Below are 21,861 nucleotides of genomic sequence, written 5' to 3'. Positions count from 1 at the left end.
AGAGACGCGTCATGATTTCGAGGATGCCTGTCGAAAACGAGCATCTTCTGAAGGTTTTCCCGATGCTCGGCTATGAAGTGGCACTACTCCCAAACTCAGCGTGGTGGAAAGGGCCGATTTCGTTCTTTGAGTGCCGACGTCCAACGAACATCACCAATTATAAACACGTGCAGTCGAACGGAAAGTCCATGGCAAGGGCCGCTATGGCGAATCAATTGTCAGCCTGCTGCCGTGAATCTGCCGAACGGGCACTGAAAACGGATCGAAGTCCTTCAGGCAACGCACGTTCACTGCCCATCCGTCGAACGGCCGAATGCCGGCTTCGCGTTCTGCTGCGGTGGGCTGGCTTGGTTTGCGGAACGGCAAAATACCGCAAACCGGGCAAAAATAGTCAGCCGCAGTGAATAAACCCCAGCGATAGACCGACAACTCCTGGAGGGGCGTCAGGAGCCGGAAGTCGCCCTCGGCGACGCGATAAATCAGCGCGCCACGCTTCGAGCAGATAGAGCAGTCGCAAACCCGCACATGGTCGATATCGGCGTCGATCTCGAAACGGACGGTGCCGCAGTGACACGAGCCGGTGTACGTCTTCATCATCGGCGGTTTGTCTCTAGAAGCCCGACCGAAGATAGATCAACGGATGGGGCCTGACAAAATCTCGTTGATCCTGTTCGCAAACACATAATAGCCGCAACTCCGCCAGCAAGTCACGGGCGCGGCGCGCTGATTGGCTCCTGGCTTACTCGCTCGATTGGAGTCGAGAAGAACTCGGGTGGAAGAAATGCCAGTCGTCGCCTTGAGACACACACCGTCTAAAGATACGCCCGCTTCAATGGCGAGGTCATTGGTTAACCAGTCTGGGAAATCGAGCGTGAATGTGCGAACACTATCCGTGTCTTCGACTGAGGCAATCTTGGCAACGCTTGTACAATTGTCGCAAACACAGGATCCCCCCTCATCCCGTTGACATCACTCGCTAGGTCGCAGTCGATCCTGGCAGGCCGTCGAGGGATATAGCTCGCATCAGACGGTCGCATACGGGGCCAGGGGGTCGCCTCTGATCGAGTTGATCCAGGGGAGGGCATGCATTTCGCAGTTGAGCACGCGGGTCGCCTAACACTTTTTGGATGGTCCACGATCCGCTCGCCGTCGGCGGCGGACATCGTTCGTCCGCTATCCTCCAACCCGCCAGACAGCCAATCGATCCAGAGCCGACCGTCGGGGTTGAGCATCACTCGCCTGGGGACGAGTCAGTCTGCTGGGCATCCTCCGGGATTTCTTGCCGCAGTTTCGGCCCTTGATTGAGCCGGCGGCCCAATGCGGCAAGGAAATTATCATAACGCGCTCCGGCCTGTGCTCTCGCGGCCTTGGCGGCGGGTTCGGGGAGTGATGGTGTTGTCGTGAGCCAGAAGCGGATGAAGAGAGCGATAGTCTCGACCGAAATCCCGACATCCCGCTCAAGGCGCGCGATCCGGCGGTCGATCTGGTCAAGACGCTTGGCAGTAGCAGCCTCTCGCCGTTCATCGGCGTCCGGCGACAGAAAGGAAGCGATCGCGGCTTCCGCGATAAGCGACAGCGACTGCTCGCGCCGGGCGGCGTAGGCCGATAGCGCCTTCATGACATCAGGATCGAGATAGACCGACAGCTGAGCCTTCTTTTTTGTCCCGATCATGGCTACCTCACAATCCGAGATCGTCGCCGGGATCGAGGGAGGCTTGGCGCGCCACGCCCTGCATCATGTCGTTCATGCGCCTGATCCGCGGGACATCTTCATCGAGCTCATCCACGAGGTCCGAAGCGAACTCGTTCTCGAGTGGTTCCTTATTCTCCACCGTGTCTCGATCGAGTTCCGGCTGCTGCCTGCGGTCGGCGGCCTTTGGATCTTCGTCATCCGTCTGGTCGTCGTTCAACGTCTCCAATGCCCTTGGGCGCGGCGGCAATGGCCTTGAGCTCCAATCGTCCAACCGGCCGCCATTGGATTTCGTCAGCATCGGCGGCGCCATGATGCGCTCCTGGAAACGTCTATCTTCGTAATAGCGCGCCTTCTTCGCCCGAATCGGATGGAGGCCCGACATCATGACGATCTCGTCGGAGGGCGGGAGCTGCATCATCTCGCCGGGCGTGAGCAGCGGGCGGGCGGTCTCGGACCGCGACACCATGAGGTGGCCCAGCCAAGGCGCCAGCCGGCTGCCGGCATAGTTCTTCATCGCCTTCATCTCGGTCGCCGTGCCGAGCGCGTCGCTCACGCGCTTTGCGGTGCGCTCGTCGTTGGTCGCAAAGCTGACCCGGACGTGGCAGTTGTCAAGGATCGAGTTGTTGGGCCCGTAGGCCTTCTCGATCTGGTTCAGCGACTGAGCAATCAGGAAACTCTTGATGCCGTATCCGGCCATGAAGGCCAGCGCAGACTCGAAGAAGTCGAGCCGGCCGAGCGCCGGGAATTCGTCGAGCATCAGGAGGAGCCGGCGCCGGCCGGCCTTGGCTTGCAGATCCTCGGTCAAGCGGCGGCCTATCTGGTTGAGGATCAGACGGATCAGCGGCTTGGTGCGATTGATGTCGGAGGGCGGCACGACAAGGTACAGCGTGGTCGCTCGCTCTCCGCCAACGATATCGGTAATCCGCCAGTCGCAGCACCGCGTCACCTCCGCCACCACGGGATCTCGGTAAAGGCCCAGGAACGACATGGCGGTGCTCAAGACACCGGAGCGTTCGTTGCCGGACTTGTTCAGCAACTCGCGGGCAGCGGACGCGACGACGGGATGAACACCGGCCTCGCCGAGATGCGCGGTTCGCATCATTGCGGCAAGCGTCGTCTCAATGGGCCGCTTGGGATCGGACAAGAAGGCTGCGACACCGGCGAGCGTCTTGTCTTCCTCGGCATAGAGGACGTGGAGGATCGCGCCGACCAGCAGGGCGTGACTGGTTTTCTCCCAATGGTTCCGCTTCTCGAGGCTGCCCTCCGGGTCGACCAGAATGTCGGCAATGTTCTGGACGTCGCGCACCTCCCACTCGCCGCGGCGCACCTCGAGCAACGGGTTATAGGCCGACGACTTCGCGTTGGTCGGATCGAACAGAAGGACACGGCCGTGTCGGGCGCGAAAGCCGGCAGTGAGCTGCCAGTTCTCCCCCTTGAGGTCGTGGACGATAGCCGAGCCCGGCCACGTCAAGAGCGAAGGGATGACGAGGCCGACGCCCTTGCCCGATCGCGTGGGTGCGAAGCACAGGACATGCTCCGGTCCATCATGGCGAAGATAGGTGCGCTCGAACCGGCCGAGCACCACGCCGTCGGGTCCAAGCAATCCAGCCTGCTCGATCTCCTTTGCCTTCGCCCACCGCGCGGACCCATAAGTCTCGGCATTCTTCGCTTCGCGGGCGCGCCAGACCGACATACCGATCGCGACCGCCGCAGCGATGATGCCGCCGGATGCCGCGATGAAGGCGCCCTCGGTGAAGATTGAGGGCGCGTAAGCATCGTAGGCATACCACCACCAGAAGAAGGCAGGCGGAAGGTAGAACGGAAAATGGAGCAGCTCGAACCAGGGCTGCCCGAGCTGCGGCTGAAAGCCGAGGCGCCAAGCCGTCCATTCCGTCGCGGCCCAGATCGTGAGCAGGACGATGCCGAAGACCATGATGACCTGCCCCCAAAGAATCTTGGTCGCCGACATGGCGGCCGCCCTCTCCTGACGTCGGTGATTGGAAGGATCACTCACAAGCCGAGCCCCCGGTTGCGCCCAAAACCCCAATCGATGCCGCCATCCGCGCGCGCGACGCCAGAGACATGCCGGCCGAGCTGTTTATCGAGTGAGGGCGTCCAAGGCACGAGCTGGAAGCCGAGACCGTCGTCGATCATGGCGAAGCGGCCGGAGGCGAGCGCGAAGCGCTGCCGATAGGTGCCTGCCACATACTCGCCGCTAGCCGACGGGTTGAACGGCTGACCGGTCTCGGCGGCGAGCTGCTTGCCGAGATCCTCTAACTCCCGACGGCGCAGCGTGCCGATAAGGTTTTTCGCGAACACCAGTCCACGCGCCTGGCGTTCGGCGAGCCCCTGCCCGATGAGCTGCTCGGGCCGCCGTTCCATAGCGTCGCGGACCTCGGCGCCGAAGCCGCCCTGGCCAAGCGCCACAGGGTCGCGCGCGACGGCCTGCCGATCGAGCCATGTCGCGCCGCTCGCGGTCACCTGCGCTTCGATCGAGAGATCGGAGCGGACGGCAAGCGCCACGCGACGCTGCCCTCTTGCGTCATCGAATTTGCGAAGCTCGACGATTGAGCCTGGCGCGCTGTCGCCGGCAGCGTCGAGGTCGGGCAGCCGGATGTGGTGGGTGCGGCCGTCGACCCCGTCGACCACGGCATAGGCGGTCGCCTTGAGCTCGTCGTCGAGACCGCGATCAACGAGACGCCCGATGACGGGGACGTCAAGATTTTCGCCTGATAACACGTAACTCGCGCTCCCGCGCTCGATGCCGCGTTCGGTCAAGCTGCGGTGGATACGCTTGATGATGTCGCCGCGTTCGCCGAGCTCGCGCAAGGTCGTTTCGGCGGCCTCGTCCATGGACCATTGGCCGGGCCCGAGTTGATGAGCGAGGCCAAGACTTTCCAAGTGTCGCAGCCGGCCAACCTTCAACGCATGGAATTGATCGGGCTGCTGCTCGGGACGCGGCGCAAGGTCGATAACACCGTGCTGGTTTGCATCGCGAACAAGCTGGCGATCGAGCTGCGTCCAGCGCTCGGCTCCGATCTGGCTCTCGAGCGAGCGACGAATGTCGAGATCGGAGCGCAGTCCAAGTTCCTGGGTGACCAGGTCCTGGGCGCGGGCGCGCATCCCTTCCTTGATGTAGTCGCGGGAGATGACGAGGTCTTGGCCGTCCTCTGCGACGCCGCGCACGATGATGTGGACGTGGGGGTGCTGGGTGTTCCAGTGATCGACCCCCACCCAGTCGAGCTTGGTACCCAGATCCACTTCCATCTGGCCGACCAATTCGCGGGCGAAACCCTTGAGGTCGGCCATGTCAGGCGCGTCCTCGGGGGAGACGATGAAGCGGAAATGGTGGCGGTCATTCTGACAGCGCTCGGCGAAGGCCTTGGGATCGGCATCCTCGGTGCCCGGGCCGAACAGGTGGGCCTTCTCCCCGTCCCGGGTCACGCCTTCGCGCCGGAGATAGCCGAGATGCGTCGCGAGCGGCGCCGACCTCGCCCTGTGCCGGACGACCCGGGTCTTGATGGTCACCAGACGCGAGCGGCCGGTGAGCAGACGGTTTGCCCGCACGCTGGCGGCTCGGCCGCGGCCGAAGCGCGAATGACGGTGGCTGACGAGCTGGCCGGCTCGCGAAATGCCGCCGCCAGCGCGTTGAGCGGCGGCAAGCGCCTGGGCGATGAAGGGCTTGGCCCGCTGGCTCCTCGAGGAGCGGATGCGGCCGGGCCGTGGTTGAAAATCGCTGTCTTCAGCCATGGCCAGCCTCGACAATGTGCGGAATGCAGAATCCCTGCAACGGGTTGATAGTCGAGCGCACATTGCGCGCCGAAGCCGCACATTGCGGACCCGAGGAAAAATAGCAGCACAAACAACCAACCAACCGAGCCGCACATTGCGGCCTTTTATCTCGCCATCGTTCGGTCGGTACTCGCGGAAGCCCCCACTGTTTGCGAGTGTTTGCGATAGCGATCGTTACGCGAAGGGCCGAGACACCCGTAGGGTGGCTCGGTGAGGAGCGAAGCGACGAGTAGAGCGCGGGCCGAAGGCATCGCCCGTATGACTGTGTTGCAGCGTTTCGAATGCAAACCGAATGTTCGTCAAGGGGCGCCAGCGAACCTGGAAACTGACAGCTGATATCGCGAGCTGCCCGATGTGCAGCCGCCGCAACAAGGGTGCCTGCAGACGTACCGCGATCCGCGCATTGACGTTGAAGATGCCGTGCAGTCATTGCGATCGCCCCATGGCCGAGAGCGCGACGAACAGGCCCTCCGACTGCGGCGCAATCGCCGAAATATCGTGCACCGTAGTGCCGACTGAGCCGCCGTGCGCGGGTTGATCGAGCGCCGCTCGCGCGCCAGGGGACGGCCCGTCAGCGTGGTCGAAGAACAGCGGCGCCCGCGTCCAGGATGAACGAGAAGAAGCCGCGAGGAGAAGAGGTCCTGGCGCTCCCTCCGCGTCGACAAAAGGGACGATGGCCGCGACATAGGCTGTCGTCTCCGCGGGCAGTGGACGGTGTCTATCCCGAAACTCCTCGTAGCGGCCGGGACCTGCATTATAGGCCGCGAGAAAGCCCGGCGAGCCGTAACGGTCGTGCAGTTCGCGAAGAAAGGCGGCGCCGGCGAGGATGTTGTCACGGGGATCGAAGGGATCGCGCCCGAGACCATAGCGCGCGCGCATGTCCGCCCAAGTCTTGGGCATGAGTTGCATCAGGCCGAGTGCGCCTTTGGGTGAGACGGCACGCCGATCGCCATTGCTCTCGACCCGCATGACGGCTCGTATCCATGCAGCCGGAATGCCAAAGCGCTGCGCGGCCTCTGCCACATGAGATGCGTAGTGATCGCTCGCCGGTTGACTTCGTGCCGGTGCTCTCTGCCCGGACACTGCTGCCGTTGGCCCGCCAATCACCAGCAGGCCGGTAAGGAGGAGAACGGCAAGGCTCGCCCTGTCTCCGCCATCATGGCGAGGCGTCTTGCTGCCTACCGGCGGTGCGCACGGACCACCGGTTTGACCGCCGCTGTGCGTGGCGGCCGCCCGACGGTTGCGTGGACCCGAGTTATGAGAGGGCTTTTCCCCGAACAAGGGGGTGGACCGTTGATGCGCCTGGTTGGCGGCACGCGCGACAGGATCCTGCATGCAATCAGTCCCGCTCGGCGCGTTGGGGCTGACGATTCCAGTTCAGCGTCCAGGCCGCTTTGTCGTTGCCCGACTGGAAGAGATTTGCGCGGATCGGCCGCGGCAGCGCCGGGTCGTCGATGACGAGCGAAACGTAATCGCCGGCCTTCTCGCCGGTCCGCTTCCAACCTGCGCCGATCTCCGGGCCATCGGCATCGCCGAGGCGGATACGGTAGTCCGGCGCGTTCTCGGCATCCGAGGATTCGGCCGGGACGAGGGTGAGAATCCGCTCGAAGAACAGCGTTTCAACGCGACCGGTGAAGCCGGACTTATCGCGCGTGAACTGGCCGATTTGTGCCATGGGAAAGCTCCTGGGTTGCTGGGTTGGAAACGGGTCAATGAGTGGCGGCGCGCCAGACGAAACGGCCGTCGGCGGCTTCGTCCGTCCAAAGCGGGACTGCGCGCGCGACGATCGAGCTGACGGGGAGCGCGCCGAAATAGCGGCCGTCCAGGCTGTCTGGGACGGTCGGGTTCATGAGAAAGACCTCGCCCGGTTCGAGGGTATGGCAACCGCTCCAACGCGGCAGCGGACGGCCGCGATGATCGTGCTCGTGTGCGGCGCCGACATCGACAGCATCGACCGTGATGGCATCGCCCGACCGGCACACGGTTTGCCCGGGCAGCGCCATCACACGCTTCAGCAGCGGCAGACCTTTTGGAAGAAAGCCGCCATCGGCAAGGAAGCTGGCGATCGGTTCCGGCAGCCGTACCGCGACCAGTTCCAAGTCGCGCAGCTCTCCGAGCGGATGCAGCGCGTAGAGCCCTATTGGCGTGCTCGCGGTAGCGTTCCAAATCAGCCGCGGCGCAGGATGAACGAGGGCCAGGGCGCCGGCGACCAGCGCCGCAAGGTAGGTCAACATGAGATAGCCGAAGCGGGTCATGGCGTGACGCTCCGGCGCTTGAGCCAGGCGATATGCTGCTCGCGCGTGTAGGCGCGCGGCACATGGTCGGCGGCGAGACGGTTGTGGAGATGCCGCCAGTATTCGGGTGCGGCGTCAGCCGGATCGATGGAGAGCGCCTCGATGGCGTCGATGGCCTGCAACACGCGCTCGACCTTCGGCCAGCTATCAACGCGCAGCAGGATTTCGCCACCGGGGCGGACGAAGGGCAGCGTCTGATAGCGCTGCCCGGCTTCCACGGCACGCACGATGTCCATGCGCGACACCACGGTGCCATAGTCGTTCGATGCCCAGCGGACGAAGCCGAAGATGCTGCCCGGCTCAAAGCTCGAGATGCTGCGGCGACGGTCGAGAATCTTCTCCTCCGCGCGGCGGCCGAAGCGCAGCCAGTGCTCGATCCGCTTCTCGATCCAGGTCAGCTCGACATGGGTGAGCGCGACATCCCGTCGATGCGAGGGCGGCACTGCACGCGGCGGCAAGGCTTCATTGTCGTTCATGACGGTTCTCCGGGGCGTCAGCGGGGAACTCTCGCGCCAGCAATTCGCGCAGCATGTCGGCGACGGTCACGCCGCGCTGGAACGCGGCGACCTTGATGCGGCCGCGCAGCGTGGGCGTGACGTCAATCGTCAGGCGCGCGGTGAATGCGGCAGCATCATTCACGCTGCGTGGCGGCGTATCACTGGCTTTGATCCAGCTCTCGGCATCGCCCGGACGCGAGGCGAAGCCGCGTTTGATAGAGCGGTCGCTCATGGCGCGAACCTCGCAACTTCTGCCGCGAGCGCGGCGATCTCGCGGGCGGCGGCGCTCTGCTCGACGAACTCGAAGACGAGCCGTCCGGACTGAGCGGCGTCGGCGAAGACAACGCGTTGGCCGATGGTGCTGGCGAGCACCGGCGGATCGTGGTCGGCGAGAGTTTCGGCAGTCTCGCGGGCGATGATCGTGCGCGCGCCGCAGCGGTTGAGCACAAAGCGAGCAGGAAGCTGCGGACGATAGATGCGAGCCTCTCGCAGCAGAGCGAGCATCTCGGCCGAGGCCCAGCCGTCGAATGGCGACGGCTGCACGGGGATCAACACGAGATCCGCCGCCAGCAGCGCCGAACGCATCAGTCCCGCGACGCGCGGCGGTCCGTCAATGACGACATGATCGGCGGTGCGTGCGATTTCCGGCGCCTCGCGGTGGAGCGTATCGCGCGCGAGGCCAACGACGCCGAATAGCCGTGCGACATTCTCCCGCGCACGCTGCTGCGACCAGTCCAATGCGGAGCCCTGGGGGTCAGCGTCGATCAGCGTCACGCGCTTTCCGCGCAGCGCCCATACGCCGGCGAGGTGCAGGGCGAGCGTGGTCTTGCCGACACCGCCTTTCTGGTTGAGCACGGCGACGATCATCGCATGCCTCCCGTCTTGCGACCTGAAAGCGGCAGAGATGGTTGGCTTGGGTGCTCGGTTGGCGGCTGAGCGCGGATGTCGGTGTTATCCGCAAGACGCGCGGCCCCACTACAACAGTTAGATTCTAAGTTAGACTCTAAGTTAGGGCAGGCGATCGTGTTTCCTGGCCAAAGCGTTAGCTGTGGTTTGCACTCCCGGAATCCCGATACCGGCACGCCCGGAGTCCCGATAGTGTGAACGCCCGAAGTCCCGAGCTGATTCACAGCGCCGTCCACAGGAGCTGTGAATGACTTCGATGGCAGGATGCGCAATAGCTCTCGGCGTTCCCTGCGTTCGATGCTCAGGCAGTAGCCTGGCAGCGGTTGACGTGCCGCGATCCGGCGGAGATCAAAGGCGAAGTCTGCAGGCTTGGCGAGGCTGCCGGATTTCTCATGGAGGTGTGCGACCTCGAACAGCCAACCTCTCGGCTGGCGGCCAGCATGCTTGCGCGCGACGCGGTAGAGCCAGCGCTCGATCCCACCAGTCAGGCTGAAATAGGCCGGATCGATCGTGAGAACGAGTGAGCGATCGATGACGCCGCGATAGAGCCAGTCGGGAAGGACGAATTCCATTCCCTGCACCCGACCGTCGCGCGTCGCGCATTCCTCCCATTCGTTGATCCATGAGAACTGGTGGCGCCGCCAATGCTCCCCCTGCCGGATGCTGGTGCGGATGACGGTCGCCTGCAGGCGGGCCAATGCCCCCTTCAAGAGCTTGTAGTCGCGGGCGCCGGTCTGCCGGCCGACTGCGGTCAGAAGCTGGTAGGGTGTGAAGCGCAGGAAGCGCGAGGTCTTCAGACCGAGGTTCTCGGCCTCGACAATCTGGCTCGCCGCCCAAATCAGCACGTCGGCATCCCAAATGGTCGCCATACCGTGCTCAGGAACTGCATAGACTTCGACACACACGTCGCCGGTCTGGTAGAGGATCGGTCTTGTTCGCTTGGCCTTGGCGAGCGAAAAGAACGGGCGCTCCATCAGGTCGCGTTGATCACGCGGGCTGGCATCACCGGTGGCGACAACGAACGGGTCGAGCTTGCTTCGCTCGCTGGGTGTGATGAGGCGACGCGACGACATGACGAGCGTTGCCTTAGCGATGCGCGTTGCCGGCGGCGCGCGCTTCGAGGTAGCGCGGATCCGACGTTGAGCTGCAGGCGGCCTGATCGGCCCAGGCTTCGAGATCGCCGATGGCGTAGACAACGCGGCCGCCGAGCTTGCGAAAAGTCGGGCCATTGCCATGGCAGCGATATTTTTCAAGCGTGCGCGGCGAGATGCCGAGGAGGCGCGCGGCCTCGGGGGTGCGCACGTAACGGGTGGCGAGTTGCGCAGGCCTGTCGAGCATGGGAGATCTCCGTCTTGCCTCGAAGTGCCGCGGCCAAGTCGCGGCATGTCCGGGCCAGAGTGGCGGAGAGTTCAGGCGTTGGGGGTGGACGAAAATTGACGTACGTTTGTGTCCCCCCATCGTCGCAACCAGGCGAAGCCAGGCGTACTACCGGGGCGCAACTAACTCATCAGGTCGATGGCTTGAAGGAATCGGGGAGCCGATCAGAGGCCGCGTAGAAGTTTCAGATAGCCGCGCTCGACCAAAGCGATTGAATCGTGAATGAGCCGGTTCGCCTTGCGGCGGGCATGAGAATCCTTCCACTCGACCGAGCGGCGCTGAGCGTGGTCGGAGGCGAGCACCTTCGCTGCCACGTCTCGCGGGCCGCCACCCAGGTCGTGGACGTCGAAGGCGTGCAGGAGCTGAATCAGTCGCCGTTTCTGAAACGACGTCAGCCGCAGCGCCGCCGGGAGAAGACCGGTGCGCTGGCCGCTGAGGCGACGCACGAAGTGTAGCGCCACGTCGGCCCGCAGTTCGCCCATGCCGTCGAGCGGCACAAGCACGGCGGGACGGCGCGCGGCCTGCTCGTCGCGCAAACTGACATGGAGCTCACCCGAGCCGTCGGCGACAACCAGCTCGCGACCGTCAGCATCTGTCCGCCCGACGATCGACAGTCCGAAAGCGTTGCGATCAATCGAATGAACGGTCTCGAAGTCCGGCGGCGCGGGCGTCAGGATCAATGTTCCCGGTGATGCCTCGGGCAGCCAAATGGCTGGTTCGGGCCAAACCGGAGAGGCGGGGTCATGGGCGACACCGCAACCTCCATCGACGTGCGAAACTGGTTCGGATGGTGTTGGGATCGGATTCGCCGCGCGCGATCTGTCGCTCAGTGCGGGCGAAGTCGCGGCGGTAGTCGGCATTGCGACGAAGGAATTCGAGGGCAAAACCCGGGCGCTCAAGACGATTCAGGCGTTCGATGGTCTCCGGCGAGCGCCAGTACTGGGTCGGCATGGTCTGTCTTCTCGTCTTTTTGTTCTGTGCCCCGCACCACGATCCCTAAAGACGCTACAAGAGACCAGACCCGGAGGTTGCATCACGCGAGATCGCAATTTGCGTGATTGGGGCGCAAATCACTGCATCCGCGGTTCCAAAAGGCCCTGATATCCGGCTTCCACCATCCATCGCGCGCGGGCGAGATGGCTATCATGGACATTTTTGGCACGATCTGGTTCGCGCGTGGGGTCGAGGCCGAAGATCACGCTGACCACCTCGCGCCAGTCGGCGCCCTCCTCTTCGGCCATCAACAACCGAACGTAGATAGCAAGATGTTTCTCGTCATAGGCGTTGACGCGATCCGTTATTGGCGGCCGGTCCTGGAATGGCGCGCCGTTCATTGCAATTGCCCCTCAGCATTGATGCAGCGATTAGAATTCATCTAAGCTCCAGAACTTTGCAAGCTGGGAAATCGTCACACTCGAATTGTGCCGTGATGCGCAGATCGCATCGCGGCGCTCCCCGGAAGCGGCACACCAGGGCCTAGCCAGACGATATGAATAGCACAGTGACGCACGAATCGGAACGATCGTTCCTGGAACGATCATTCCGATGTGAGTTCCCTTGTTGCCATGGATCTCAAGGAGGTCATGGCGGTCAATCTGCGTCGGATACGTCATGTGAAGAAAATGACGCAGGAAGAGTTGGCCGATGGCGCTGGACTAAGCGTCCGTTACGTCGGCGCAATTGAACGCGCAGATGTGTCGGCCAGCGTGACCGTGCTTGGCCGAATCGCGGAGGCGCTCGGCGTCGAAGCAACCGATCTCGTCAAGCGAACGACGGTTCATTCCCATCGGGCTCGATGACGCGACAATTTTGTGCCCCACCGCAACACCGGCACGTCGTGAATCAACTCCGCATTGCCTCACGCATAAGTTGATAGTCGGCTTTACGTAAATCTGATCTGTCTCCAAAGCGCATGCCTAGTTCAGAAACGGACGAGCATGCTGGGGAGATGGAGTAGGCCTCATGACTCTGTACGAGCACTTGCCAGCCGACATTCGCGAGACAGTGGATGCTCTGGTCACGGAACTCAGGCCGCAACCTTGGCCAACGCGGTTCTTTGCGCTGATTGGCCTGCTCGGAGAGAAGTTGGAGGCGCGGCGCGAGGCGGAGCCGTGGCATCTGATCCAACAGTGGACCGGCATAGTGACGGCAACGATGGAGCACTTGCTCCCCGACAGTTCGGTTGTCGAATGCCTGGGACTGATGAGCATTAGTTTCAACGACCAGTGGCGCGCTCAGGCGCTTGGCCAGATCGAACGGGATCCCACAGTGCTGGATCGTCTCGTCGCCATTTGTCCGGACTGGGAAGACATCGTCGAGAGCGTGATCGAGGCCAACCAAAGACGTCCAATCAAATCGGCACGCGGCCGCTGATCGGCATCGGTTACGCCCTTGCCGCTTGCGCCGTCACGGCAAACGAGGTGCCTTCGCGCTTCCTCAGCGTGGCGGTGCCCCGCCCGGGCCAGCCGGGCGGGGCATTGCGGATCGGCTCAGTCGCCGTTGCGACGGTTGGGGCGAGACCAGATCAGGCTGAAGCCCTCGCCCTCTTCATCGGCGAAGAGGTTGGCGAAGATCGGGGCGGTGAAGCTCGGATCGTCGAGCTTGAGGCCGAGATAATCGCGGCCTTCGTTGGAGCGCTTGGACCAGGCGGCCCCGATCTCGACCCGGCCGACATAGATCCGGTGGCTGGGGGCGTTGTCGCCCGAGCGGCTGGTTTCGGGGACGATGCGGACGTTCCTCGCCTGGAGCGAGAGAGTGACGATCTCGCCGTTGAACTCGTTGTTGCCGGTCTTCTTGAAGGTGCCGATGGTCGCCATGGTAGTTCTCCTTGATCTCTGTTTTCGAGCCCGCACCTTGCGGCCTCGATGGTGATCGACAGGCCGGAGGCGATCGACGGCGCACCCCGAAGGGGCTGGACAGCAAAGGAGGAACTTTCTTGTCTCGCGCGAGGAATGGCGGCGCAGCCGGCAGGGGAAGAAAGTTGTGACGCCGCTGTTGCGCCAAAGGCGGTCGAGGCTTCAGCCGTCCTTCGGCCAGATCCATCCATCGAAGAGGCCGTTGGTGCGCTCGATCCAAACAGAGCTGACATCAAGGAGAACGTGGCGATTTGGGAGCCCACCGAGAGAGCTGGCCCAACGAATCCAATGCTGCTTAGCCCTCTGTAATCGAGACGGACGGATCTCCGCTTCCGCGATCGCGCGTCGGCAGCACGCCCCATTCACGAGAGCGGCTGGCCGTAGTTGTGATCCGTCACCGTTTGGTCGATGCCGCACAACGACTGCCACGAAACTGCCACTCTGCGATGATCGGTCGTGTCTCGATGCTTGGCCGCTCTGTGTGAAGCTCACAGACTAGAATGCGAGCACGCTGGATGTCTGATCGAGTCAGCCCCTTCCAATGGACGCTGCCGGCTTGCGCCAGGCCTTCCCGCCCCTACAGGGGTTACGACAATTCGCCGCGCGGACCCAGAGGAGGATCTCGCGCAAATGATGACCGCTAAGAGCTCGAGTGAGAAGAGAACCGGATGAGCGACAAAAGCGATCTTGAAAACAGAGCCATCGAAGCGATATGGAACTATCGTGAGGCCTTCGCCGTGGTCGGCCGCCTGGAGCGAAAAGAACGTTCCGCGCATCGAGCGGTGACCAGGATACTGCCTGAATTGGGGCGCGCCTTACGCAGCCAAGACACGCGGTGTCTTAAGAATAGCATTAAGATCGGCTCGGCAGCTGTCTCGCGGCAGAACGAAGCGTGGGCCAACCTAACTGAGGCGACCGCACGTTTGGATTCAGCCCACTCGACTTTGGCCGCCCTCGAGCGCCAACTAGGATATCTTCCAAAGGTCTCAAAACCACGAGATTCAGGCTAGCTCAAAGTATGCCAGGACGTCGAGCTGCGCCTTATCCTAGGCGGAGATTTTCTGCGGCTTGTTTGCCGCTGCGGTTCATCACCAGCTCGTAGCTGACCTTCGCGCCTTCAACAAGCGAGGTATAGCCGGCCTTCTCTACCGCCGAGATGTGCACGAAAACATCGTTGCCACCGTCGTCCGGCGCAATGAACCCATAGCCTTTGGTCGGGTTGAACCACTTAACAGTCCCTAACGCCACGTCATTTGCTCCAAAAAGAAAAAACACCTTCCCATCTAAATCATTGAACGAGCCGATCGCAAGTCTCCGCGCGAAAGCGGCTCGATGGGATCCGTTGTCCCGCCCGTTCGTAGGTCTTGGACAGAAGAAATAGAGTGCCCCACTCGATGAAATGAACGAGCACGCTGAAATCGGCCGGCATTCAAGAACGACGAGGCGAAGGTCACATTTTCTTCGAAAACTCCGTGCTAACTGTCGCCTGCTTGTCGCGGCCGGATGTACGTCGTGGCATCACGGGAGCCCCGGCTTTCATGCCGGGGTTTTTCGTTTCCGGCGCGAGAAGCAGCTTGACCGGATAGGCTCGTCAAATGGCGCAGCCCACTGCGACAATTCGACTTGGATGCGTAAGAATCATCCGGAGCGGCACAGAGCGAAAAGCCGAATAGCAGGCAGATATGGCGCAGAATATCTACGACAATCCCGATTTCTTCGCTGGCTACAGCCAATTGCCCCGGCAGGTGCATGGGCTGGACGGCGCTCCTGAATGGCCGGCGATCCGGGCCATGCTGCCCGATTTGGTCGGGAAACGTGTCGTTGATCTCGGATGTGGCTTCGGCTGGGCCTCGCGCTGGATGCGCGAGCAGGGCGCGGCCTCGGTTCTGGGTCTCGATCTGTCGCAGAACATGATCGAGCGTGCCAGGGCGGACACAGCGGATACGGCCATTGAGTATCGCATCGCCGATCTCGACACACTGGACCTCCCTGAGGCGGCTTTCGACCTCGCCTACAGCGCACTGACCTTTCACTATGTTCAGGACTTTGGCCGTCTCGTACATGTGATCCGCAAAACGCTCGTTCCTGACGGGCATTTCGTCTTTACGATTGAGCATCCGATCTTCATGGCCGCGGCACATCCGCACTGGATTTCCGATGAGGAGGGCCGCAAAACCTGGCCGGTCAATCGATATTCCGTCGAGGGCGAACGTCGGACGGACTGGTTTGCCAAGGGCGTTCTGAAATACCACAGGACACTTGGCACTACCTTGAATACGCTGATCGGCGCAGGCCTTCAAATTCGGCGGATCGAGGAGTTTGCCCCAACACGCGAGCAGATCCAGCAGATGCCGCAATTGGCCGAAGAACTCGCCCCATGATGCTGATTGTATCTGCGTCCACATCGATCGGCGGTAAGCTTCGAAGCCTTCGTGATATCCGGCCGGATTAGGTTCCTGCCGGGCCCGCCCCGGTATTGATATCAGCCCGGCGTCAAGCGCTATCTTGCCGGCCCGTCTGCGGCCATGCCGGTGAAGCGAGCCAAGGCCGTGATGCTGACCGCAACGGCCCCGGCGATCGCGAAGACCGTTTGCCAGGTGGGCGAAGACATCGCCATCTGGGCGATTCCATGCGTCGCGCTGTAACCGGCGACGGTCGCGGGCGCGACATAGAGGATGATGATTAAGAGCCGCAGCCAAGCCCATGTCACGAGGGCGAGCGCGAGTTGGCCGATGCCGAAGGTTACGGCGCCAGCCGCGAACGCAACCGCGATTCCGCCCAGAGCGCCAGCCCCTGTGTGGAAGGCCCGAAGACCAATCGTCACGCCGGCGAAGACGGGCACCGCGAAGACCGCAAGCGTGAAGAGTAGCCAGGCGAAGAAGCCTATGGCGAGGAAAATAAGCAGTGGTCCCAAGGCAATCATGGTGGTGGGCTCCGTGAGATAGGGGTCTGACGGTCGCGCCTTCCACCACCACCACGGCGCAAACGCAGTATAGCAGCAAATGCCAGCGACCGGAATCGTCACAAATCCGGTTGCGGGCGAATGACAAAATGACCATATTGAGCGTCAGGAGCCGATCGCCCGGGCTGCAAGCGACCCAAAAGGCGGCATCTCGATTTCCCAATCGAACACCCGAACGGCAACCATTCTGCCGGCGCGCGGTGGTCATGAAGCGCTTGTGACTGCCACTAAGACGCCGGTGTGAAATGGATTTGCCATGTCTACCATCCAAAAGAAGTGCGCAGACTTTCTGCGTATGACCTTCAACGATCTGGCCGGCGGCAAGCTCGGATCAGGTCACGCCCACGAGATCGTGGCTGCGTATTTCGGCTATGGTACCGCGGCGGCTCTAAGGGCCGAGCCGAAGTATCAGCTTGCGGCTTTGGATAAAGCCGCGATCCTGATGCCTGATCTGCGCTTGATGGATCAGCGCGTGCAGCACCTCAATGGTCTCCCTGCAGGTCTACCCAATGTTGACGAGCTGGCTTCGCTGCTCTCGAGCTTTCTTAACGCAAACGGCTACTTTTCAGGTGAGGTTTGGTACACCCGAGATCTCGAGGAGTATATCGATGTATCCTTCATTCAAGAAGATCCCATGATGATCGAGGACGCTCTCTCGGGTGAGATGGCTATGACGAATGCTTTTTTTGACGAGCTTTACATAGACAAAGTAAGCCTAGACGTCGGAGACGATGTGCTCGTGGCAAATGTCTCAGGTTCTCTCAATGGAGAGAACGATCCGGATAAGCCGTTCCACGGGGATTCGATCGCTTTCACGACGATGATAACATTTGAGCGTGTGGCCGGTCGAACCGGCTATATGCGGCCGGAGCTGGAGACGTCGGGCGCCATTGATGACTCACATTACTATGATCAGGACGCCTGAGGGCAGCTAGGCATTTCATGGCACGATTGGGCTCTCATTTCGTCTGTCGTTCTGCACGACAAGGTACGGCGGCGCTCACGAGCCGCCGTACCTCCAGACCGGGATGCCTAGCTTCTTCGCTTTGTCAGCGAGATTGTCTTGGATGCCGGTGCCAGGAAAGTGCATCACGCCGATGGGTAGCGTCTCCAGCATCGCATCGTTGCGTTTGAACGGCGCGGCCTTGGCGTGCTTTGTCCAGTCGGGCTTGAAGGCGATCTGCGGGACCTTGCGATTGTCGGCCCACTTGGCGGCAATCAGCTCGGCGCCCTTGGGCGATCCGCCGTGCAGCAGCACCATGTCCGGGTGCTTGGCGTGCACCTGGTCGAGCTTAGCCCAAATTAGCCGGTAGTCGTTGAAGTCGAGTCCACCGGTGAGCGCGACTTTCGGTCCGCGTGGCATGAGCACCTGATTTTCGGCGCGCTTCTTCGCGGCCAGGAAATCGCGGCTGTCGATCATCGCTGACGTCAGATTGCGGTGGTTGACCTTCGATCCGTTGCGCGGCCGCCATGCGGAATGGGCGTGGCGTTCGAACTCGTCGGCGGCCTGGTCGCGCATCAGCTCGAAGGCGTTGCGTCGCTCGATCAGCGTTTGCCCTTCTGCCGTCAGACGCTCCAGCTCGACGGATTTGATTTCGCTGCCGTCCTGCTCCCGCTGCGAGCGCTGCTGGGCCAGCTCGTTATCGTCGAGCTCGCGCTCGATCCTGTCGATCGCACGATGGAAGACGTTTACCATCGACCAGAGCAGGTCGTCGAGGTCGGGCTCAAGACGGGTATCGGACAGCGCCACCACCAGGGCATCGAAGATGTCGGCGACGCTGCCGGCGAGGATTCGCGCTTCAGGAAGCCCCCGGGGATCGGGATCATCGTGGAAGGGACGGTAGCCATGGAGCTGGAGTTCCTGGAGGACCTGGTCGGTCGGGGATGAGCTGTGGTGCGGCTCGAAATCGTTGTCGTGGTCGGCGGTCATTGCGGTTTTCCCTCGTCGGATCGACCGCGCCCATCGCGGCCTTCATGGCGACGAAAGCGGCAGGCGGAACGGACTTGCACCCGCAGCGCAGCGGAGGGCCGGAGCCTTGGCGGAGGACCGAAGGGGGCCGACTATTTTGTCTCGCGATGTAAAGGCGGCTCTGCCGCCGACGGAAAATAGTCGGCCCACGAGGTTGCCGGTCCGGGCCGCCTGCCGCCCGATCGCCCTCTCAGAAGGCCGTGGGGCAGTCCTCTGGCGCCGAGGGGAAACACGTTCACCGACCGTGCGGTAACGAAGCGGCCGCGTCGCCCCTCATCCCGTTTCGGCTATGCCGCCAGCTCCATAAAGCGCGCGACGTCCTGCGCCGCGATCTGTACGCGGCTTGCGGCCCGAAGGGCGTCAAATCCGAGCAGGCGAAGATCCTCGTTGAAGTCGCCAAGCTGTGGCGAGATCACGATTGCCTCGATGCCGGCCTCCTGCGCCCGATCCATCAAGGTCGCCATGGCGCCGTCACCGGCAGGATCGTCGTCCCGGGCGATGTAGAGCCGGCGGAGCGTATCCGGAAGAAGGACGGCGGAGAGATGCGCTGCCGAGAGAGCTGCGACCATCGGCATGGTCGGCAGGGCGCAGCGGAGCGACAGCATCGTCTCGATGCCCTCACCGGCCGCCATGACTTCACCAGCGACGCCAAATCGAACAGCGTGACCAAGCAGGTCGCCCATCGCCCGCTTTGGCGTGTCGATTGGCGCCTTGCCCAGCGTCGCCTCGCTGAAACCATGCGGGTCGAGCCAGGTGCGGTGTACGCCAGCCAGCTCGCCGGACAGATCGGTGACGGCGGCGATCATCGCCGGCCAGGTCTCGGTCGGGCTGTGGTCGTCGGGCCGGTAGTAGCAACGTGGGTGAAAGCGCAGGCTTCCGGTTTCGTGCAAAGACGTAATGCCGCGATTGCGGAGATACGCTTCTATGAGTGTGCGTTCGATCGGCTGCGACATGGCAAAGAGCCGACGAGCGGCCTCCGGCGATCCTCGTGCCGCGCTGGAATTGCGGAGCCGCGGCTGATTGGGCTCGGGCTCTGGATGCGGCAAGCTGAGAAACAAGCGCGCCTCGTCGAGGACGTTCTTGAAGTCGACCAGGCGGCAACTCTCGCGAATGACATCGAGCAAATCGCCATGTTCCCCGGTGGCGGCATCGGTCCATTTGCCGGCGGCTCCCTTCGCCGACTGCTTGAGCCGCACGAACATTGAGCGGCCAGGCGTATTGCGGACGTCGCCGACGAGCCAATAGCTACCTTCCCGTCGTCCGGCAGAGAGGTAGTGACGGCACACGGACTCAGCCTGCCGGCCGAGACGCCGTGCGAGATCGTGTGCGTTATCGGCCATCGTCATCCCCAAAAAGAAAAGGTCCGCCGTCGCCAGCGGACCTTGTTGTTGCTCTCGACGGCTTATTCGGCTGCCATAATCTGCTCACCGGCTCGCTGATTGTGGGCGGTCCGCTCTTCTTCGTCTTCCAGTTTGTTTTCGCTAGGCTGCTCTGGAGTTTCCTCGACTATAGATTCGACCGCCGGTTCGTCGCCAATGGCTCGGCCCAGCGTGCGAAGCGGTTCGGGCAGCCAGGCCGTGTCGGTGAGCAAGGTCTGCGCCTCGGCAGCCATGTCACCCTTCTTCAGATGCTCGATCCGATCGGCGGCGCGCTGCCCTTTTGCCTCCACCACGGCCTGGAGGATTCGCGTCTTCGTCACCCGACCGAAGAAGTTGTCTACGGTCGGTTTCCACCCCGCCGCAGCCATGTCGAGATCGACAGCCCGGGCGAGACGGTCGGCGTGAGCGAGCGCACGCGGCCGCCGATTCCAGGGTTCATGCACGGCGTTGACCGACAGGCTGACGACATGGGCAAAGAGCATCGCCTGGCTGTCGCCGTCCCACGCCTGAAGTGCGTCCCAGAGGTCGGCCGATTCCTTCGGCAAAGCCTTCGCCCAGCGCTCGTGCCGAGCGCGGATCGCCTCGGCTAAGGCGCTGTCGTTCAGGCCGAGCGCCTGGGCGCCGAAACTCACGCTCTTCAGATCCAGCTCCAGGCAGCTATCCGAGCCGTAGTGGTAGAAGGTCTTCAATGTCAGAGCATGCAGGGCCGCATGAAAGGCGACCTGCGGCTGCTCACCGAGGGCATGACGCAGGCCGAGTGTCCGATGGGTGGTGAGCTCGGTCATCAGCCGGTCGGAGATGGGCGAAAGGCCCTCGTCCTCCTCCTGCTCGGCGCCGGGCTCGACCGACACGTTGCGCTCGCCGCCTTCGTAGCTCGCGGCCTTGGCCCGTTCGGCCTCACCATCTTCTTCAGCAAGACCGGGCTCCGGCTCCGCCGACGGTTCGTCTTCGGGCCGGACGTAGCCGCGCTCAACACGAAGCTCGCCTTCAGCGCCAATGCTGACGAAGACGCCTGCGCGCACGATCTCGGCCGGGTCGAAAACAACCGGCCGGCTCTCGAGCCCCTCCAAAGCTGTTTCCAGCTCGGACAACCGTTCGTCGACCTCGTCGGGCAGTTCATCGGCGTCCGCGTGTTTCTCAGACAGCTGATCGAACTCTGCTTGCAAGGCGTTGCGGGCCGCTTCCTCCTCGGCAGTGAGGGTGACGATCTCGCCGCGAAGTTGTCGCAGACCGAAAGCGTGGCCGTAAGCGAAATCGGGGGCGACCTCGGTCCACTTCCAACCCTCGGCGGCAATCGTCTCGGATTCCGCCTTCAGCTTGTCGGCCACCATCTGGTCGACGAGCGCGACATCCTGCATCCAGCCGCCATCGTCGCCCTGAAACAGATCTCGCAGCACCGTGCCACCGGCGGCAGTATAGGCGTCAACCCCGATGAACAGCGCCCGCTTGTCGGAAGCGCGGACCGCGCCTTCTGTCAGCATGCGGCGGATGACGTAGGGCTGCTTGTCGTGGGACGCCTTCAGCCGCTCGAACACAACTTCCTGACGCTCGTGGTCGCCAGATACAGCGAAGGCCATGAGCTGGTCGAGCGTCATGCCGTCCTCCGCATAGACGTCGAGCAGCGTCGGCGAAACCGACGCGAGCTTGAGGCGTTGCTTGACGACGTTGACGGAGACGAAGAAGGCGGCAGCGATCTCCTCCTCCGACTGGCCCTTTTCGCGCAGCGCCAGGAATGCCCGGAACTGGTCGAGCGGATGAAGCGGAGCGCGCTGGACGTTCTCGGCGAGCGAGTCTTCCTCAGCGATGCCGCTATCGCGGACGACGCAGGGCACCGGGGCGGTCTTGGCGAGGCGCTTCTGCTTGACGAGCAGCTCCAGCGCGCGGTAGCGCCGGCCGCCAGCCGGGATCTCGAACACGCCGGTCTCGGCGCCGACCTGGTCGACGACGGGCCGGACACTGAGGCCCTGCAGAAGGCCCCGGCGGGCGATGTCCTCTGCTAGCTCCTCGATCGAGACGCCGGCCTTCACGCGCCGGACGTTCGACTGACTCAGCACGAGCCTGTTGAAGGGGATATCGCGCGAGGGCGAAAGGGTGATCTTGCGAACGGTAGTCGCCATGGGATGATACTCCGCGACGG

Annotated in this window: 25 protein-coding genes and 2 pseudogenes; 5 read left to right on the top strand and 22 right to left on the bottom strand. The window is 62.8% G+C overall.

Going from position 1 to position 21,861, the window contains the following annotated elements:
- Positions 1-201: 201 nt before the first annotated feature.
- The 16 genes and pseudogenes from CIT37_RS04435 to CIT37_RS04360 all read right to left on the bottom strand — a co-directional run bounded on the left by CIT37_RS04435 (position 202) and on the right by CIT37_RS04360 (position 11,893).
- Complete coding sequence (locus tag CIT37_RS04435; protein ID WP_014490264.1) at positions 202-597, bottom strand: GFA family protein; 396 nt, start codon at positions 595-597, stop codon at positions 202-204.
- Positions 598-1,133: 536 nt separating this feature from the next.
- Positions 1,134-1,235, bottom strand: a pseudogene (locus CIT37_RS04430) (P-type conjugative transfer ATPase TrbB); the annotation flags it as partial.
- A complete protein-coding gene (locus tag CIT37_RS04425; RefSeq protein ID WP_011082874.1) occupies positions 1,232-1,672 on the bottom strand; it encodes a ribbon-helix-helix protein, CopG family in 441 nt (146 codons plus the stop codon). The pseudogene CIT37_RS04430 and the gene CIT37_RS04425, both read right to left, overlap by 4 nt.
- Positions 1,673-1,679: 7 nt before the next feature.
- Positions 1,680-3,662 carry a conjugal transfer protein TraG gene (locus CIT37_RS04420; protein WP_018269525.1) on the bottom strand — a complete coding sequence of 661 codons (1,983 nt, stop codon included), beginning with the start codon at positions 3,660-3,662 and terminating at the stop codon, positions 1,680-1,682.
- A 41-nt stretch (positions 3,663-3,703) separates the two neighbouring features.
- The gene (locus tag CIT37_RS04415) at positions 3,704-5,443 is read right to left on the bottom strand and encodes a relaxase/mobilization nuclease domain-containing protein (protein ID WP_018269524.1); all 1,740 of its coding nucleotides are present in this window, start codon (positions 5,441-5,443) and stop codon (positions 3,704-3,706) included.
- A gap of 468 nt (positions 5,444-5,911) precedes the next feature.
- A complete protein-coding gene (locus CIT37_RS04410; RefSeq protein ID WP_077231079.1) occupies positions 5,912-6,508 on the bottom strand; it encodes a lytic transglycosylase domain-containing protein in 597 nt (198 codons plus the stop codon).
- Between the two features lie 316 nt (positions 6,509-6,824).
- A complete protein-coding gene (locus tag CIT37_RS04405; protein WP_011082878.1) occupies positions 6,825-7,160 on the bottom strand; it encodes a DUF736 domain-containing protein in 336 nt (111 codons plus the stop codon).
- 34 nt (positions 7,161-7,194) lie between these two features.
- Complete coding sequence (locus CIT37_RS04400) at positions 7,195-7,740, bottom strand: S26 family signal peptidase (protein ID WP_011082879.1); 546 nt, start codon at positions 7,738-7,740, stop codon at positions 7,195-7,197.
- Complete coding sequence (locus CIT37_RS04395) at positions 7,737-8,255, bottom strand: DUF2840 domain-containing protein (protein ID WP_011082880.1); 519 nt, start codon at positions 8,253-8,255, stop codon at positions 7,737-7,739. The genes CIT37_RS04400 and CIT37_RS04395 overlap by 4 nt, the downstream gene beginning before the upstream one ends.
- A complete protein-coding gene (locus CIT37_RS04390) occupies positions 8,242-8,508 on the bottom strand; it encodes a ribbon-helix-helix protein (RefSeq protein WP_011082881.1) in 267 nt (88 codons plus the stop codon). Before CIT37_RS04390 ends, CIT37_RS04395 begins: the two co-directional genes overlap by 14 nt.
- Positions 8,505-9,143 (bottom strand): ParA family partition ATPase, encoded by a 639-nt coding sequence (gene parA, locus CIT37_RS04385; RefSeq protein ID WP_011082882.1) that lies wholly within the window; start codon positions 9,141-9,143, stop codon positions 8,505-8,507. The genes CIT37_RS04390 and parA overlap by 4 nt, the downstream gene beginning before the upstream one ends.
- Positions 9,140-10,255: a replication initiator protein A gene (locus CIT37_RS04380; protein ID WP_014490269.1), complete on the bottom strand. Its 1,116-nt coding sequence runs from the start codon at positions 10,253-10,255 to the stop codon at positions 9,140-9,142. Before CIT37_RS04380 ends, parA begins: the two co-directional genes overlap by 4 nt.
- A gap of 13 nt (positions 10,256-10,268) precedes the next feature.
- On the bottom strand, positions 10,269-10,520 hold the full coding sequence (locus CIT37_RS04375) for a helix-turn-helix transcriptional regulator (RefSeq protein ID WP_014490270.1): 252 nt from the start codon (positions 10,518-10,520) through the stop codon (positions 10,269-10,271).
- A 203-nt stretch (positions 10,521-10,723) separates the two neighbouring features.
- On the bottom strand, positions 10,724-11,239 hold the full coding sequence (locus tag CIT37_RS04370; protein ID WP_014490271.1) for a DUF2285 domain-containing protein: 516 nt from the start codon (positions 11,237-11,239) through the stop codon (positions 10,724-10,726).
- 61 nt (positions 11,240-11,300) lie between these two features.
- Positions 11,301-11,510, bottom strand: coding sequence for a transcriptional regulator domain-containing protein (locus CIT37_RS04365; RefSeq protein WP_014490272.1), 210 nt, complete (start codon positions 11,508-11,510; stop codon positions 11,301-11,303).
- Positions 11,511-11,629: 119 nt separating this feature from the next.
- A complete protein-coding gene (locus CIT37_RS04360; RefSeq protein WP_011082886.1) occupies positions 11,630-11,893 on the bottom strand; it encodes a hypothetical protein in 264 nt (87 codons plus the stop codon).
- A gap of 231 nt (positions 11,894-12,124) precedes the next feature.
- Here CIT37_RS04360 and CIT37_RS04355 point away from each other — a divergent pair, with 231 nt between their 5' ends.
- A complete protein-coding gene (locus tag CIT37_RS04355) occupies positions 12,125-12,358 on the top strand; it encodes a helix-turn-helix domain-containing protein (RefSeq protein ID WP_016841283.1) in 234 nt (77 codons plus the stop codon).
- A 163-nt stretch (positions 12,359-12,521) separates the two neighbouring features.
- The gene (locus CIT37_RS04350; RefSeq protein WP_011082888.1) at positions 12,522-12,932 is read left to right on the top strand and encodes a hypothetical protein; all 411 of its coding nucleotides are present in this window, start codon (positions 12,522-12,524) and stop codon (positions 12,930-12,932) included.
- A 116-nt stretch (positions 12,933-13,048) separates the two neighbouring features.
- Here the strand turns inward: CIT37_RS04350 and CIT37_RS04345 are convergent, their stop codons facing one another.
- The gene (locus tag CIT37_RS04345) at positions 13,049-13,375 is read right to left on the bottom strand and encodes a DUF736 domain-containing protein (protein WP_011084751.1); all 327 of its coding nucleotides are present in this window, start codon (positions 13,373-13,375) and stop codon (positions 13,049-13,051) included.
- 707 nt (positions 13,376-14,082) lie between these two features.
- Between CIT37_RS04345 and CIT37_RS04340 the strand changes: the two genes are divergently transcribed.
- A complete protein-coding gene (locus CIT37_RS04340; RefSeq protein WP_011082890.1) occupies positions 14,083-14,424 on the top strand; it encodes a hypothetical protein in 342 nt (113 codons plus the stop codon).
- A gap of 31 nt (positions 14,425-14,455) precedes the next feature.
- Here CIT37_RS04340 and CIT37_RS04335 read toward each other — a convergent pair whose 3' ends face one another.
- Positions 14,456-14,662, bottom strand: coding sequence for a cold-shock protein (locus tag CIT37_RS04335; protein WP_014490275.1), 207 nt, complete (start codon positions 14,660-14,662; stop codon positions 14,456-14,458).
- A 434-nt stretch (positions 14,663-15,096) separates the two neighbouring features.
- Between CIT37_RS04335 and CIT37_RS04330 the strand changes: the two are divergent.
- Positions 15,097-15,866: pseudogene (locus CIT37_RS04330) on the top strand (class I SAM-dependent methyltransferase).
- A 48-nt stretch (positions 15,867-15,914) separates the two neighbouring features.
- On the opposite strand, the gene CIT37_RS04325 reads toward CIT37_RS04330, so the two are convergent.
- Positions 15,915-16,337, bottom strand: a complete 423-nt coding sequence (locus CIT37_RS04325) for a hypothetical protein (RefSeq protein WP_014490276.1) — start codon at positions 16,335-16,337, stop codon at positions 15,915-15,917.
- Between the two features lie 295 nt (positions 16,338-16,632).
- Between CIT37_RS04325 and CIT37_RS04320 the strand changes: the two genes are divergently transcribed.
- Entirely contained in the window at positions 16,633-17,301 is a 669-nt protein-coding gene (locus CIT37_RS04320; RefSeq protein WP_011082894.1) for a hypothetical protein, read from the top strand.
- A gap of 75 nt (positions 17,302-17,376) precedes the next feature.
- On the opposite strand, the gene CIT37_RS04315 is transcribed toward CIT37_RS04320, so the two are convergent.
- The 3 genes from CIT37_RS04315 to CIT37_RS04305 all read right to left on the bottom strand — a co-directional run bounded on the left by CIT37_RS04315 (position 17,377) and on the right by CIT37_RS04305 (position 21,841).
- The gene (locus CIT37_RS04315; RefSeq protein WP_011082895.1) at positions 17,377-18,306 is read right to left on the bottom strand and encodes a DUF2493 domain-containing protein; all 930 of its coding nucleotides are present in this window, start codon (positions 18,304-18,306) and stop codon (positions 17,377-17,379) included.
- A 326-nt stretch (positions 18,307-18,632) separates the two neighbouring features.
- A complete protein-coding gene (locus tag CIT37_RS04310; RefSeq protein WP_014490277.1) occupies positions 18,633-19,685 on the bottom strand; it encodes a DUF7146 domain-containing protein in 1,053 nt (350 codons plus the stop codon).
- Between the two features lie 62 nt (positions 19,686-19,747).
- Entirely contained in the window at positions 19,748-21,841 is a 2,094-nt protein-coding gene (locus CIT37_RS04305) for a ParB/RepB/Spo0J family partition protein (RefSeq protein WP_014490278.1), read from the bottom strand.
- Positions 21,842-21,861 lie beyond the last annotated feature (20 nt).

This window comes from Bradyrhizobium ottawaense (assembly GCF_002278135.3).
Lineage (GTDB): Bacteria > Pseudomonadota > Alphaproteobacteria > Rhizobiales > Xanthobacteraceae > Bradyrhizobium > Bradyrhizobium ottawaense.
The sequence above is the reverse complement of the archived record's forward strand: the minus strand, read 5'-3'. Positions and strand labels throughout refer to the sequence as shown.

Excerpts from the sequence above, each read along its gene's own strand:
- CIT37_RS04315 (WP_011082895.1), bottom strand. The coding sequence starts at position 18,306 with ATGACCGCCGACCACGACAACGATTTCGAGCCGCACCACAGCTCATCC.
- CIT37_RS04395 (WP_011082880.1), bottom strand. The coding sequence starts at position 8,255 with ATGAACGACAATGAAGCCTTGCCGCCGCGTGCAGTGCCGCCCTCGCAT.
- parA (WP_011082882.1), bottom strand. The coding sequence starts at position 9,143 with ATGATCGTCGCCGTGCTCAACCAGAAAGGCGGTGTCGGCAAGACCACG.
- CIT37_RS04380 (WP_014490269.1), bottom strand. The coding sequence starts at position 10,255 with ATGTCGTCGCGTCGCCTCATCACACCCAGCGAGCGAAGCAAGCTCGAC.
- CIT37_RS04425 (WP_011082874.1), bottom strand. The coding sequence starts at position 1,672 with ATGATCGGGACAAAAAAGAAGGCTCAGCTGTCGGTCTATCTCGATCCT.
- CIT37_RS04305 (WP_014490278.1), bottom strand. The coding sequence starts at position 21,841 with ATGGCGACTACCGTTCGCAAGATCACCCTTTCGCCCTCGCGCGATATC.
- CIT37_RS04375 (WP_014490270.1), bottom strand. The coding sequence starts at position 10,520 with ATGCTCGACAGGCCTGCGCAACTCGCCACCCGTTACGTGCGCACCCCC.
- CIT37_RS04435 (WP_014490264.1), bottom strand. The coding sequence starts at position 597 with ATGATGAAGACGTACACCGGCTCGTGTCACTGCGGCACCGTCCGTTTC.
- CIT37_RS04355 (WP_016841283.1), top strand. The coding sequence starts at position 12,125 with ATGGATCTCAAGGAGGTCATGGCGGTCAATCTGCGTCGGATACGTCAT.
- CIT37_RS04345 (WP_011084751.1), bottom strand. The coding sequence starts at position 13,375 with ATGGCGACCATCGGCACCTTCAAGAAGACCGGCAACAACGAGTTCAAC.
- CIT37_RS04320 (WP_011082894.1), top strand. The coding sequence starts at position 16,633 with ATGTCTACCATCCAAAAGAAGTGCGCAGACTTTCTGCGTATGACCTTC.
- CIT37_RS04325 (WP_014490276.1), bottom strand. The coding sequence starts at position 16,337 with ATGATTGCCTTGGGACCACTGCTTATTTTCCTCGCCATAGGCTTCTTC.
- CIT37_RS04350 (WP_011082888.1), top strand. The coding sequence starts at position 12,522 with ATGACTCTGTACGAGCACTTGCCAGCCGACATTCGCGAGACAGTGGAT.
- CIT37_RS04340 (WP_011082890.1), top strand. The coding sequence starts at position 14,083 with ATGAGCGACAAAAGCGATCTTGAAAACAGAGCCATCGAAGCGATATGG.
- CIT37_RS04310 (WP_014490277.1), bottom strand. The coding sequence starts at position 19,685 with ATGGCCGATAACGCACACGATCTCGCACGGCGTCTCGGCCGGCAGGCT.
- CIT37_RS04415 (WP_018269524.1), bottom strand. The coding sequence starts at position 5,443 with ATGGCTGAAGACAGCGATTTTCAACCACGGCCCGGCCGCATCCGCTCC.
- CIT37_RS04390 (WP_011082881.1), bottom strand. The coding sequence starts at position 8,508 with ATGAGCGACCGCTCTATCAAACGCGGCTTCGCCTCGCGTCCGGGCGAT.
- CIT37_RS04400 (WP_011082879.1), bottom strand. The coding sequence starts at position 7,740 with ATGACCCGCTTCGGCTATCTCATGTTGACCTACCTTGCGGCGCTGGTC.
- CIT37_RS04420 (WP_018269525.1), bottom strand. The coding sequence starts at position 3,662 with ATGTCGGCGACCAAGATTCTTTGGGGGCAGGTCATCATGGTCTTCGGC.
- CIT37_RS04365 (WP_014490272.1), bottom strand. The coding sequence starts at position 11,510 with ATGCCGACCCAGTACTGGCGCTCGCCGGAGACCATCGAACGCCTGAAT.
- CIT37_RS04405 (WP_011082878.1), bottom strand. The coding sequence starts at position 7,160 with ATGGCACAAATCGGCCAGTTCACGCGCGATAAGTCCGGCTTCACCGGT.
- CIT37_RS04360 (WP_011082886.1), bottom strand. The coding sequence starts at position 11,893 with ATGAACGGCGCGCCATTCCAGGACCGGCCGCCAATAACGGATCGCGTC.